Below are 12,660 nucleotides of genomic sequence, written 5' to 3' on the forward strand. Positions count from 1 at the left end.
AACTGCTACCACCTGTACCCGGCGCACGCTGCCTTTGGCGGCTACAAGAAGTCCGGGGTCGGGCGCGAAACCCACAAGATGATGCTCGACCACTATCAGCAGACCAAGAACCTGCTGATCAGCTACGACATCAACCCGCTGGGCTTCTTTTAAGGCCTCTGGGGAGTGGTACTGGAAAGCGCGGCCTAGGCCGCGTTTTCTTTAGCGGCCAGCGCCACGCTGTAGCGCATTCTGTAACGGCAGATCCCAGGGCGGTGTCGGGCCAAAGCGGTTTTTCAGGAATTCCAGCAGCAGCCGGCTGCGTGAGTCGGTATCGCGTTGCAGGCGCAGCGCATAGATGCCGCTGGGCTCTGGCGCCGGCAGGCCGTTGTCGCAGAACAGTGCCACCAGCTCGCCACGCACCAGATATTCGCTGACCAGCCAAGTGGGCAGGTGGGCCACGCCCAGGCCGGCGAGCACGCTGAACACCAGGGTCTCGGCATTGTTGGCGGTCATGCGCAGGCGGCGAGGGCGGTACATGGCGAGTTTTCCGCCATTCTCGAAGCGCCAGGCGTAGGCGGGCGCCAGGCCATCCCAATCCAGGCCGTCGTGCTCCAGCAGTTCGGCCGGCGCCCGTGGTACCCCGCGGCGTTCCAGGTAGGCTGGGCTGGCGCATACTACGCGAACCATCGGCGACAGCGGCGTCGCCACCAGGCGCGTATCGGCCAGGGGGCCGATGCGCAGTACCAGATCCACTTCGCCCAGGTGCGCGCCGTGCAGATCGATAAAGCTGTCGATCAGCCGTAGTTGCACGTCCAGCCCCGGGTAGGCGGTGAGAAAGTCGGCAATCGCCGGCGCCAGATGGCGGCGACCGAACGGTGCCGGCGCGTCGACACGGATCAGTCCCTCCGGAGCGCTGCTCAGCGATACCGCCTCGGCGCGTGCCATGTGCAGCTCGGCGAGGATCCGCCTGGCCCGTTCTGCAAACGCCAGCCCGGCCGGGGTTGCGCGCACCGCATGGGTGCTGCGGCTGAACAGGCTGCAATCGAGCGAGCGCTCCAGCGCGTCGATGCGCCGCGAGACGGCCGACGGTGTGAGCGGATGCAGGCGCGAGGCCGCCGAAAAGCTACCGCTCTCCAGGACATCGAGAAACAGGCTGAGTTGGTCGGTTAAGGCATCTGGGTTCATGGCGTGTCCGCTGTGCGTAAATCGCATAGCCATTATGCCGGGCTATGCGTTACCCATCCATCCAACGATGGGTAGCATGCGTTCACCCTGTGTTTGGACGAGACAATTCATGGATCTGCTCGCATTTGCCCTCAATATCCTGCTCGGCCTGGCACTTGGCACCCTTGGCGGGCTGTTCGGCATCGGTGGCGGCCTGATCGCGATTCCGGCGCTGGGCGTGCTGTTCGGGCTGGATCAGCAACTGGCCCAGGGCACCGCGCTGGTGATGGTGGTGCCCAATGTGCTGCTGGCGCTGTGGCGCTATCACCAGCGCAACCGCATCGATCTGCGCTATGCGCTGGCCTTGGCGCTCAGCAGCTTTGTGTTCGCACTGGTCGGCGCGGGCTGGGCAGTCAATCTCGATCCGGAGGCGATGCGCCTGGCGTTCGTCGCCTTTCTGGTTGCCCTGGCCTTCTATAACCTGCTGCGCATGTGGCTGCGGCCACCTGCCGCGAGCGGCGAACTGTGCCACCACTGGCCCTGGCTGGCGGTGCTGGGCAGTGGTGCGGGGCTGCTCGGTGGTCTGTTCGGGGTCGGTGGCGCGGTGATCGCCACGCCCATCCTGACCAGCGTGTTCGGCACCTCGCAGGTGGTGGCGCAGGGCCTGTCACTGGCCCTGGCGGCGCCCAGCACCGGCGTGACTCTGGTGACCTATGCCATGCACGGCCATGTCAACTGGGCGCTGGCCTTGCCGCTGGCGATAGGCGGGTTGCTGAGCATCAGCTGGGGTGTGCGCCTGGCTCACGCGCTGCCCGAGCGCCTGTTACGCATGCTGTTTACTGCCTTTTTGCTGGCCTGCGCGGTGGCGCTCGGCCTCAAAGCCTGAACCCTTCGACAATCTGCTCGGCCAGCACCTCGCTGGCCGGCGAACGGGTGCGCTCGTTGCGCAGTAGCATCACGCTGGCCGTGGGCAATTCCGGCATGCCTTCGGCCTCGCCGAGAATGCGCAGGTCGGCGGTGATCAGGCTGCGCAGCTGGGCGGTGATCGCCAGCCCGGCGCTGACCGCTGCCATGATCGCCGACAGGCTTGGGCTGCTATAGGCAATACGGTAGCTGCGCGACTGCGCATCCAGTGCATTGCAGGCCCAGGTGCGGCAAAAACACTGGTTGTTGAACATCGCCAGCGGCAGTGGATTGGCCTCATGCAGCTTGGCCGCCGACGCCTCGGCCCAGACCAGGTGCTCCTGGCGCAGCAACTCGCCGATCTCCGCGCCGGGCTCGCGGGTGACAATGGTCAGGTCCAGGTCGTGACGCTGCAACAGGGCGAACGACGGTTCGCAGTGCAGTTCTACCTGCACCAGGGGGTAGGCCTGGGCGAAACGGATCAGGATGCCCTGCATGAAACGCATCACATAGTCATCCGGCGTGCCGATGCGCAGGGTGCCGACCATGTCGGGTTGGCACAGGATATTGAGCGCCTCGGTGTGCAACTGAAGAATGCGCCTGGCGTAGCCCAGCAGTATTTCGCCCTCGGCAGTCAGGGTGAGCTGGCGGCCCTCGCGCTGAAACAGCGGGCGGCCGATCACATCTTCCTCGAGGCGCTTCATCTGCATGCTCACCGCCGACTGGGTGCGATTGACCGCGTCGGCGGCCCGGGTAAAGCCACCGTAATCGGCTATCGCGACAAAGGTGCGCAGCAGTTCGCTGTCGATGTTGGGGTACTGCGCCATCCATCAATCTCCGAGATGTATCGCATAAGTAACATTCGTTGGATTGATCTTATTACCCGCCCGACACTAGATCCATCCCTTCAGGAGGAAGAAAAGATGGATGATCGGGTAGGTGTCGGACTGGTCGTGCCGAGTCAGCCCCTGCGGTTCATGGGCTGGTTGAAAAAGCCTGTAGCGCAGGTGCGCCGTTGGCAGCAACTGGCGCATGAGCGCCAATTGCTGGCATCACTCAACGACGCCGCGTTGAAGGACCTGGGGCTGAGCCGCAGTGAGGTGTTCAGCGAGATCCAGCGGCCGTTCTGGGATGACCCGTTGAGCAAGTAGGCGGCCTACGCTTGGTCGATTGAGTGCGATGGGTTACCGTAATTTTCCACTTATCGTTGGTGCAGTCATGTCGACCATCATCAGCTTGTCTGCCGCCCAGGCACGACGTGCAGTGCTTGCCGCCCAAGGGTTTGCGCAGCGCCCGCGATCAGGGAAGCCTGGCAGTCGTGCGATCAACGGGGTGATCGAGCGGCTGTGCCTGCTGCAGATCGACTCGGTAAACGCGGTGGTGCGCTCCCATTACCTGCCGCTGTATTCCCGTCTTGGTCACTACGATCCGCAGTTGTTGCAGCAGGCCGCCTGGAGCCAAGGCCGGCAGCGCACGCTGTTCGAATACTGGGGCCACGAAGCCTCCCTGCTGCCGTTCGACTACTACCCACTGCTGCGCTGGCGCATGCAGCGAGCCAAGCAGGGGCGCGGCATCTACAAGGGGCTGGCAGCGCTCGGGCGCGAGCAGCAGCCGCTGATTCGCGAGGTGCTGCAGGCGGTCACCGAGCGCGGTGCACTGAGCGCCGGCAGCCTGGCCGAGGAACGCCCGCGCAGCAGCCCCTGGTGGGGGTGGACTGCACAAAAGCAGGCGCTGGAATGGTTGTTCGCGGCTGGCGAAGTGACGGTCGCCGGGCGCCGCGGCTTTGAACGCTTGTACGATCTGCCGGAGCGGGTGCTACCGGCCTCCCTGCTGGCGCAGCAGCCTTGCGAGGCCGATGCACAGCGCGCGCTGGTGCTGCAGGCGGCCAGGGCGCTGGGGGTGGCGACCGAGCGAGACCTGCGCGATTACTTTCGTCTGCAGCCGGGGGACTGCCGCGCACGCTTGCAGGAACTGCTCGAGGAGGGCGCGTTGAGCCCTGTCCAGGTGCACGGCTGGGCGCAGCCGGCGTACTGCGTCGCGCCCCTGAGGGTGCCGCGCCGGGTTGCGGCCTGCACGCTGCTGTCGCCATTCGACTCGCTGATCTGGGAGCGCGCACGCACCGAGCGGTTGTTCGATTTCCGCTATCGGCTGGAGATCTATACGCCACAGCACAAGCGGGTGTATGGCTATTACGTGCTGCCGTTTCTGTTCGGCGAGCGGATCGCCGCGCGGCTGGACGTGCGGGCCGAGCGCAGCCAGGGATGCCTGGCGATCCATGGGGTGCATGAGGAGACTCCGGGGCTGGACGAGGACGGCATCGCGGCACTGGCCGGCGCGGTAGGGCGCCTGGCCGACTGGTTGGGCTTGAGTGCCATCCGCATCGCCTGCCAGCGTGGCGAAGGCGTACGGCTGGCGGCGCAGCTTGCGCGGCAGTGTTAACAGGCCCTAGTCCAGCCATCGTTGCAACCCCCATCGGCAATCGCTTGCGCTACAATGCGCGCCGAATTTCCTGCTCGAGAGTTGCTCATGTCCGCGTGCCAGACCCCGATCATCGTTGCCCTGGATTTCCCGACCCGGGAGGCCGCGCTTGCCCTGGCCGACCAGCTCGATCCCAGGTTGTGCCGAGTCAAGGTCGGCAAGGAGCTGTTCACCAGCTGCGCGTCGGACATCGTCGCCACCTTGCGTGACCGCGGTTTCGAGGTGTTTCTCGACCTGAAATTCCACGACATTCCCAACACCACGGCCATGGCAGTCAAGGCGGCAGCCGAGATGGGCGTGTGGATGGTCAATGTGCATTGCTCCGGCGGGCTGCGCATGATGAGTGCCTGCCGCGAGACGCTGGAGCGGTTCAACGGCCCGGTGCCGCTGCTGATCGGCGTCACCGTGCTGACCAGCATGGAGCGCGAAGACCTGGCCGGCATCGGCCTGGACATCGAGCCCCAGGAGCAGGTGCTGCGTCTGGCCGGGCTGGCTCACAAAGCCGGCATGGATGGCCTGGTTTGCTCGGCGCTGGAAGCACCGGCCCTGAAAGCCGCACAACCGGCGCTGCAGCTGGTCACCCCAGGTATCCGCCCGGCCGGCAGTGCCCAGGATGATCAGCGGCGCATCCTCACCCCGCGCCAGGCGCTGGACGCCGGCTCCGACTACCTGGTGATCGGCCGGCCGATCAGCCAGGCAGCCGATCCGGCTGCAGCACTGGCCGCAGTGGCCGCCGAGCTGGTCTGAACCACTTTTCTTCGGCGGAGATGATCGGGTCTCCGCAGCCAACGCGTTACAGGTAACCGCCATGCAATCCGTGGAACATTCCCCGCTGGGCAAGAGCAGCGAATACATCGCGACGTACTCGCCTGAATTGCTGTTTCCCATCCCCCGGGCCACCAAATGGGCCGAGTTGGGGTTGAGCGCCGAGACGCTGCCGTATCGAGGCATGGATTACTGGAACTGCTTCGAGCTGTCCTGGTTGCTGCCATCCGGCAAGCCGGTGGTGGCCATTGGCGAGTTCGCGATTCCCGCCGATTCACCAAATATCATCGAGTCGAAGTCCTTCAAGTTGTACCTCAACTCCCTGAACCAGTCGGTGTTCGCCAGCGAAGCCGAACTGCTGAGTGTGCTCGAGAAGGATTTGTCCGCGACTGCGGGTAAGCCCGTGGGCGTGCGCGTCCGGCGGTTGGATGAGGTGGCCCGTGAAGGGCTGGCTGTTTTGCCAGGCACCTGCATCGACGACCTGGACGTGAGTATCAGCAATTATTCCGCGCCGCAGCCGGATCTGCTGGTTTGCGATGCGGCACGGGTCGTCGAGCAGAGCCTGCACAGCCACCTGCTCAAATCCAATTGCCCGGTAACCGGCCAGCCGGACTGGGGCAGTGTGCTGGTCGAATATCGCGGGCCTGCGCTGGAGCCGGCAAGCCTGCTGGCCTATCTGGTGAGTTTTCGCCAGCATGCCGATTTCCATGAGCAGTGCGTGGAGCGCATCTTCCTGGATCTGCAAAAGCACCTGCAGCCTGAATACCTGACCGTTTATGCACGTTACGTGCGCCGCGGCGGCCTGGATATCAACCCTTACCGCACCACGCTCGCAGAGGTGCCGCGCAACCGGCGCCTGGTGCGGCAATGAGCGCTGGCGGATAACGCCAGCCTGCCCGAATAGACGCACACAAAAAACCAGCCCGACGGCTGGTTTTCTTTTGCAGCGCCTGGTTCAGATGCCCATGTTGGCCAGGGTCTGCATGATATTGCGCAGGCTTCCAGCGAGCGTCGGGTGACTTACCTCGAAGCGTTCCACCGCCAGATTGACGCCATCGACCAGTGAGGCATCGGGCGTGGTCACCGGTTGCGCAGCCAGCTGTAGCTCGATGTCGCGGGCGAGCAGTTCCAGCGACTCGCGATCTTCTTCGTTTTCTGGCGGATGTTCGACCAGTTGCTTGCGCAGCTCTTCCAGTTGCTGCTGCAGGTGGTTCGCAGGCATGGGGCACTCCCTCTCTTGATAGGCAAGACAATTGACCGTGCGGCGCGATGAAAGGTCAGTACTTCTCGTTTAGCCTAGCCTACCGAAGCGCGCGACCTAGGGCTTCTCACCCTTGCTGCGGCGAATCTGCAGATGGTCGAGGCAGGCTGACAGGTCGGTGAGCTGGTCGATGACCGAATGAGCACCGAGGCGATAGAGCGATAGCGTGGCATCAGCGCGTAAGCGTTCGCGGGTCAGCTCATCGAGCAACTGCCAGTCAGCCAGCGTGTGGCCTGCCAGTGAGCCGCAGGCGGCCAGGCCCACGGTCCATAAGCCGGCATTCAGGCCGGCCTGTAGGAGGCGTGGCTCGCCGCTGACCAGTACGCAGCCCTCCAGGCGTTCGATCTGCAGCGCTGCCAGGGCCTGCCAGCAGGCGTCCGGGGCTGGCCAGGAGCGCTGGGTGCAAGCCGGTGAAGCCGCCAACCAGGCGGGCAGGCGGCTGGCCAGTCGTTGGCTCAGGGGCTCAGGCAGCTCATCCAGCCAGGCGCAGGGTACCCGCTGTTCATGCAGGCTGCGCAGGGTGTTCAGCGCACCGGGAGTGGGTTCGGCGCAACTGTCCAGCTCGGGCGCGACAGCCGCGGGGTGGCGGCTGCCCCCATGTTCACGGACCAGGCTCAGGTGACGCTGGCCGGTCAGCAGTGGGCTGCGTGCTCCAAAATCCACCAAGCAGCCGGACAGGCCGAAGAGCACGGCCGTGAGGGAGGAGGGGGCGGCGCAAAAGGCAGGCTGAGGCATGCGATGTCATTCCCTGGCGATTATCGCTTCAACCATGACAAGTCAATGTGACGCTGCCATGACGCCGATCGATATCCAGACGACCGGCAGCGTGACCTGGCTCGCGATCACGGTGGCCGGGCGTCGGTACTCTGCCTATTGCCGACGTCCCGCCTTATACTACGCCGCTGCCGCCGGATAGGCCGCGCACATTAGCCTAGGAGAACAGTAATGCGTTTGATTGGACCGGATTGGATCGCAAGCCTTGGTCGGGTGCTGGCCTGTGCCGGCTTGATGGCGCTGCCGCTGGCAGGCCAGGCGGCAACGGAAGACCCCTGGGAGTCATTCAACCGTCCCGTCTTTCGTTTCAACGATGCCGTCGATACCTACGCTCTCAAGCCACTGGCCCAGGGTTATCGCAAGGTGACCCCGCAATTCGTCGAAACCGGCGTGCACAATGTGTTCCGCAACCTGTGGGAGGTCGGCAACCTGGCCAATAACCTGCTGCAGGGCAAGATTCACGATGCGGGTGTCGATACCAGCCGCCTGCTGTTCAACACCACCCTGGGCGGCCTGGGCTTCTTCGACGTGGCCACCCGCATGGGCCTGCAGCGCAGCGACGAAGACTTCGGCCAGACCCTGGGTGTGTGGGGCGTGCAAAGCGGCCCGTATCTGGTGCTGCCGCTGCTCGGCCCGAGTTCGCTGCGTGACGCGCCGAGCAAGATCCCGGACAGCTTCCTGACCCCGTATCCCCATATCGATCATGTGCCGACGCGCAACGTGCTGCGTGGCGTCAATGTGGTCGATACCCGCGCCAGCCTGCTGGATGCCGAGCGCATGATCAGCGGCGACAAGTACATCTTCATCCGCAACGCCTACCTGCAGAACCGTGAGTTCCGCGTGCGCGACGGTGAGGTCGAGGACGACTTCTAGGACGCGCAGGGCGGCTACTGGCACGCAGAGGGCTAAGGGGCCTCGCGCTGGCGTGATGGAGTCCGACTCCATCACGTTACAGTGTGTTTCAGTTCATCGAGGTCACGGCGAGCCCGAGGATCTGCCGGCCGTCGCCCAGATCCGTCACCCGTACCACTTCGGCTTCGGTTTCCAGTCCCTTGAGTGAGTCGTGTCCGGACGGAATCAGCACACTCACCCGATCACCGACCTGCGCCTGGCACTGCGCTTCGAGCTGCATGCCGGTACTCGATAGGTCTCGGCACAGTGCTGGAACTGTCTGACCACCGTGATTAAGGGTTACCTGGGTTTCCAGGCGCATGCGAATGTAATCGCGCTTTTCCGTGTAATCACGATCATTCTGGCTCATCAGGCTATCCTCATTGAAAGGTCGGGGCGATGTTGCGATTCTTATAACCCTCGGCCATTTAAGGTGTAAAGCCGCTCGCGGCTAACGGCGCCTGTTGAATCGCGGTGAGGATGGGAGTACCGTCTGCGCCTTGACGCGAACCGTGTACCCGCGCAGGTCGTTGGCTGCGTTTACGCTAACCATCCCCGGCGCAGTTTGCCTGGACACCCCATGCACAAAACCAGTGCCACGTTGCTGCTGATCGATGATGACGAAGTCGTCCGCGCCAGCATTGCAGCCTACTTGGAAGACAGCGGCTTCAACATCCTGCTGGCCAGCAACGGCCTGCAAGGTCTCGAAGTGTTCGAGCGCGAACGACCCGACCTGGTCATTTGCGATCTGCGCATGCCGCAGGTCGACGGCCTCGAACTGATTCGCCGCATCAACGCGCTGGAAGCCTGCGCGCCGATCATCGTGGTCTCTGGCGCCGGGGTGATGACCGATGTCGTCGAGGCGCTGCGCCTGGGTGCCGCCGACTACCTGATCAAGCCCCTCGAAGACCTGGCCGTGCTCGAGCACTCGGTGCATCGCGCGTTGGATCGCGTGCACTTGCGTCAGGAAAACGAGCGCTACCGCGAAAAGCTGGAAACCGCCAACCGCGAATTGCAGGCCAGCCTGCACCTGCTGCAGGAAGACCAGAACGCCGGGCGCCAGGTGCAGATGAACATGCTGCCTGTCACCCCATGGGAGGACGAGGGGCTGTCCTTCGCCCACCAGATCATCCCGTCGCTGTATCTGTCCGGCGACTTCGTCGACTATTTCCGGGTCGACGAGCACCGCGTGGCCTTTTACCTGGCGGACGTGTCCGGCCACGGCGCGTCATCGGCCTTCGTCACCGTGCTGCTCAAGTTCATGACCACGCGCCTGCTCTACGAGTCGCGGCGTAATGGCATGCTGCCGGAGTTCAAACCGTCGGACGTGCTCGGCCATATCAACCGGGGTTTGATCAACTGCAAGCTGGGCAAGCATGTGACCATGCTTGGCGGCGTGATCGACGAGCAGACCAATCGGCTGACCTACAGCATCGGCGGCCATCTGCCGCTGCCGGTCATGTATACCGGTGGCCAGGCGTATTATCTGGAGGGTCGCGGCTTGCCGGTCGGCCTGTTCAAGGAAGCCGATTACACTAATCTGGAAATCGATCTTCCCGAGTCATTCAGCCTGACCCTGTTGTCGGACGGCATCCTCGACTTGCTGGCCGGTGACAACCTGCAGGAAAAAGAAGCCTTGCTGCCCAAGCTGGTCAGCGAGGCAGGTGGAACCCTGGATGGGTTGCGTAGCGTGTTTGGACTGGCCAGTCTGGCGGAGATGCCGGATGATATCGCCTTGCTGGTGTTAAGCAGGAACCTTGCATGAATCCTGGGATAAGCCCCGGTAGAATCCAGTTCGCCGAGCAGGATGGAACCTTCGTCCTGAAGTTCATCGGTGAAGTGCGCCTGACCCTGTGTTCGGCGCTGGATTCCACGATCGAAAAGATTTTCACCGCGCTGAATTTTTCCGCCATCGTTATCGATCTGACGGAAACACGCAGCATCGACAGCACCACCCTGGGGTTGCTGGCCAAGCTGTCGATCCTCTCGCGGCAAAAGGTCGGCCTGCTGCCGACCGTGGTGACTACCCACGCCGATATCACCCGGCTGTTGCAGTCGATGGGTTTCGACCAGGTGTTCAACATCATCGATCAGCCCTACGAATGCCCGAATTGCCTGGCCGATCTGCCGTCGCAGGATCAGTCCGAAGACGTGGTGCGGGCCCATGTGCTGGAGGCGCATCGCATTCTGATGGGCCTGAACGAGTCGAACCGCGCGGCCTTCCATGATCTGGTGAGTGCGCTCGAACAGCATCCCTGATTCCCAGCCATAAAAAACGGGGCGCCGACACGGTCGACGCCCCGTTTTTCGTTTCCAGGGTTAGCGGTTGGCGACGAGCAGCTTTTCCAGTTTTTCCTGATCGCGGGCAAACCCGCGGATGCCTTCGGCAAGCTTTTCGGTGGCCATGGCGTCTTCGTTCATGTCCCAGCGGAACTGGCTCTCGCTGATCCGCGCTTCGCTGTGCCCGGACACTTCGCTATCGAGTTTGCGCTCCAGCGGGCCGTTGTCGTCGGCCAGTTGCTGCAGCAGCTCGGGGCTGATGGTCAGGCGATCGCAGCCGGCCAGTTGCTCGATCTGCCCGACATTGCGGAAGCTCGCGCCCATTACCACTGTCTTGTGGCCCTGGGCCTTGAAGTAGTCGTAGATGCGCGTCACGGACTGTACGCCGGGGTCTTCGCTGCCGACGTAGTCACGGCCTTCGGCCTTCTTGTACCAGTCGTAGATGCGCCCCACGAATGGCGAGATCAGAAAGGCGCCGGCATCGGCGCAGGCGCGCGCCTGGGCGAAGGAGAAGAGCAGGGTGAGGTTGGTCTGTACCCCGGCCTTTTCCAGTTGCTCGGCGGCGCGGATACCTTCCCAGGTCGAGGCGATCTTGATCAGGATGCGCTCACGGCTGACGCCTGCCTCTTCGTACAGCTCGACCAGGCGGCGGGCACGGCCGAGGGTCGCTTCGGTGTCGAAGGACAGGCGGGCGTCCACCTCGGTGGAAATGCGCCCTGGAATTACCTGGAGGATTTCCCGACCCACGGTCACGCCAAAGCGATCGCTGGCCAGATCGACATCGCCCTTGCTGGCACTTACCGCCTGCTTGAGCAGTTCGGCATAGCGCGGCAGCGCCGCTGCCTTGAGCAGCAGCGAGGGGTTGGTGGTGGCATCGACCGGCTTGAGACGGGCGATTGCATCGATGTCGCCGGTGTCGGCAACCACGGTGGTGAACTGCTTGAGTTGATCCAGCTTGGAGGTCATGGCACGGCCTTGTCGATTCGAGTGCCACGACCTTACCTGAGCCTCGGTTGTCGCTCAACTGGTGGCACCGCAGCGGTTGCGCCGCGAGCGCTCAACGCCCCTGCAGAAGCTCGGCCGCCTGGTCGAAAATGGCCAGCGGCTCAGGGCTCTTGTGGATGTCGGCCGACAGCAGCTGGCGGAAGCGGCGGGCGCCTGGGAAGCCTTGAGCCAGGCCGAGCATGTGCCGGGTGATGTGATGCATCAAACCGCCGGCAGCCATATGGCGTTCAATGTAGGGGCGCATGGCGAGCATTGCCTCATGGCGGCTGAGCGGAGCACGCACGCTGCCGAACAGTTGCCTGTCGACTTCGGCCAACAGGTACGGGTTGTGATACGCCTCGCGGCCGAGCATCACGCCATCGAAGGTCTGCAGGTGCTGCTGGCAGGCGTCGAGGGTTTTGATACCGCCATTGAGCACCAGCTCCAGATCGGGAAACTCCTGCTTGAGCTGGGCGGCGATGTCGTAGCGCAACGGCGGCACCTCGCGGTTTTCCTTGGGCGACAGGCCCGAGAGGATGGCGATGCGCGCATGCACCGTGAAGCTGCGGCAGCCGGCATCGCGCACCTGGCCGACGAAATCGCAGAGTTCTGCGTAGCTGTCGCGCCCGTCGATACCGATGCGGTGCTTGACGGTCACGGGAATGCTCACCGCATCGCGCATAGCCTTGACGCACTCGGCGACCAGGGCAGGATGGGCCATCAGGCAAGCGCCGATCATGTTGTTCTGCACCCGGTCACTGGGGCAGCCGACGTTGAGGTTTACCTCGTCGTAACCCGCCTGCTCGGCAAGGCGGGCGCAGGCAGCCAGCTCGGCGGGGTTGCTGCCGCCTAGTTGCAGCGCCAGGGGATGCTCGGTCTGGTCGTAGTGCAGAAAGCGCTGGGTATCGCCATGCAGCAACGCGCCAGTGGTGACCATCTCGGTGTACAGCAGCGCGTGCTGCGACAGCTGGCGCAGGAAGTATCTGCAGTGATGATCAGTCCAATCCATCATCGGCGCCACGGAGAAGCGGCGGGACAGCGCAGGGCGTTCGGGTGCTGGCGTTGGCGTTGATTCTAGAGGCATTTGCGCAGTTCTGTCTGGTGCTTAAAAAGGCGGTTTTTAGCGGTTTTTACCGGTAGTGTAAAAATTTAGCACTGGTGAAAAATTTTCAGCGCTG

Annotated in this window: 16 protein-coding genes; 9 read left to right on the plus strand and 7 right to left on the minus strand. The window is 63.5% G+C overall.

From position 1 onward, the window contains the following. A partial coding sequence (locus BM154_RS17740) for an aldehyde dehydrogenase family protein (RefSeq protein ID WP_074887189.1) occupies positions 1–153 on the plus strand: 153 nt, incomplete at its 5' end. A 48-nt stretch (positions 154–201) separates the two neighbouring features. Here the strand turns inward: BM154_RS17740 and BM154_RS17745 are convergent. Then, positions 202–1,167, minus strand: a complete 966-nt coding sequence (locus BM154_RS17745) for a LysR family transcriptional regulator (RefSeq protein WP_074887191.1) — start codon at positions 1,165–1,167, stop codon at positions 202–204. A gap of 109 nt (positions 1,168–1,276) precedes the next feature. Here BM154_RS17745 and BM154_RS17750 point away from each other — a divergent pair, with 109 nt between their 5' ends. Then, positions 1,277–2,032 carry a sulfite exporter TauE/SafE family protein gene (locus BM154_RS17750; protein WP_074887194.1) on the plus strand — a complete coding sequence of 252 codons (756 nt, stop codon included), beginning with the start codon at positions 1,277–1,279 and terminating at the stop codon, positions 2,030–2,032. Here BM154_RS17750 and BM154_RS17755 read toward each other — a convergent pair. Then, on the minus strand, positions 2,022–2,876 hold the full coding sequence (locus BM154_RS17755; RefSeq protein ID WP_074887197.1) for a LysR substrate-binding domain-containing protein: 855 nt from the start codon (positions 2,874–2,876) through the stop codon (positions 2,022–2,024). The genes BM154_RS17750 and BM154_RS17755 overlap by 11 nt on opposite strands. 96 nt (positions 2,877–2,972) lie before the next feature. Here BM154_RS17755 and BM154_RS24610 point away from each other — a divergent pair, with 96 nt between their 5' ends. From BM154_RS24610 to queF, 4 genes are all read left to right on the plus strand, one after another. Beyond that, positions 2,973–3,200, plus strand: coding sequence for a DUF1127 domain-containing protein (locus BM154_RS24610; protein ID WP_425272839.1), 228 nt, complete (start codon positions 2,973–2,975; stop codon positions 3,198–3,200). 67 nt (positions 3,201–3,267) lie between these two features. Then, complete coding sequence (locus tag BM154_RS17765; protein WP_074888667.1) at positions 3,268–4,488, plus strand: winged helix-turn-helix domain-containing protein; 1,221 nt, start codon at positions 3,268–3,270, stop codon at positions 4,486–4,488. 87 nt (positions 4,489–4,575) lie between these two features. Continuing rightward, positions 4,576–5,274: an orotidine-5'-phosphate decarboxylase gene (gene pyrF, locus BM154_RS17770; protein ID WP_139225483.1), complete on the plus strand. Its 699-nt coding sequence runs from the start codon at positions 4,576–4,578 to the stop codon at positions 5,272–5,274. Between the two features lie 61 nt (positions 5,275–5,335). Further along, entirely contained in the window at positions 5,336–6,163 is an 828-nt protein-coding gene (queF, locus tag BM154_RS17775) for an NADPH-dependent 7-cyano-7-deazaguanine reductase QueF (RefSeq protein ID WP_074887206.1), read from the plus strand. An 84-nt stretch (positions 6,164–6,247) separates the two neighbouring features. Here the strand turns inward: queF and BM154_RS17780 are convergent, their stop codons facing one another. Then, positions 6,248–6,514, minus strand: coding sequence for a DUF4404 family protein (locus tag BM154_RS17780; RefSeq protein WP_074887209.1), 267 nt, complete (start codon positions 6,512–6,514; stop codon positions 6,248–6,250). Between the two features lie 96 nt (positions 6,515–6,610). Beyond that, entirely contained in the window at positions 6,611–7,288 is a 678-nt protein-coding gene (pcrP, locus tag BM154_RS17785) for an HAD superfamily inactivated hydrolase PcrP (RefSeq protein ID WP_074887212.1), read from the minus strand. 210 nt (positions 7,289–7,498) lie between these two features. Between pcrP and BM154_RS17790 the strand changes: the two genes are divergently transcribed. Next, positions 7,499–8,200, plus strand: a complete 702-nt coding sequence (locus tag BM154_RS17790) for an MlaA family lipoprotein (RefSeq protein WP_074887214.1) — start codon at positions 7,499–7,501, stop codon at positions 8,198–8,200. An 88-nt stretch (positions 8,201–8,288) separates the two neighbouring features. On the opposite strand, the gene BM154_RS17795 is transcribed toward BM154_RS17790, so the two are convergent. After that, the gene (locus BM154_RS17795) at positions 8,289–8,588 is read right to left on the minus strand and encodes a PilZ domain-containing protein (RefSeq protein ID WP_074887217.1); all 300 of its coding nucleotides are present in this window, start codon (positions 8,586–8,588) and stop codon (positions 8,289–8,291) included. Positions 8,589–8,798: 210 nt separating this feature from the next. On the opposite strand from BM154_RS17795, the gene rssB reads away from it, so the two are divergent. Together rssB and rssC are read left to right on the plus strand one after the other, a co-directional pair. Next, positions 8,799–9,983, plus strand: a complete 1,185-nt coding sequence (rssB, locus tag BM154_RS17800; RefSeq protein ID WP_074887221.1) for a two-component system response regulator RssB — start codon at positions 8,799–8,801, stop codon at positions 9,981–9,983. 8 nt (positions 9,984–9,991) lie between these two features. Beyond that, the gene (rssC, locus tag BM154_RS17805) at positions 9,992–10,477 is read left to right on the plus strand and encodes an anti-sigma factor antagonist RssC (protein WP_074888670.1); all 486 of its coding nucleotides are present in this window, start codon (positions 9,992–9,994) and stop codon (positions 10,475–10,477) included. A gap of 60 nt (positions 10,478–10,537) precedes the next feature. Here the strand turns inward: rssC and tal are convergent, their stop codons facing one another. Beyond that, positions 10,538–11,464: a transaldolase gene (gene tal, locus BM154_RS17810; protein WP_074887224.1), complete on the minus strand. Its 927-nt coding sequence runs from the start codon at positions 11,462–11,464 to the stop codon at positions 10,538–10,540. Between the two features lie 91 nt (positions 11,465–11,555). Continuing rightward, the gene (dusA, locus tag BM154_RS17815) at positions 11,556–12,566 is read right to left on the minus strand and encodes a tRNA dihydrouridine(20/20a) synthase DusA (protein WP_074887227.1); all 1,011 of its coding nucleotides are present in this window, start codon (positions 12,564–12,566) and stop codon (positions 11,556–11,558) included. Positions 12,567–12,660 lie beyond the last annotated feature (94 nt).

Source organism: Phytopseudomonas argentinensis, assembly GCF_900113905.1.
Classification (GTDB): domain Bacteria; phylum Pseudomonadota; class Gammaproteobacteria; order Pseudomonadales; family Pseudomonadaceae; genus Aquipseudomonas; species Aquipseudomonas argentinensis.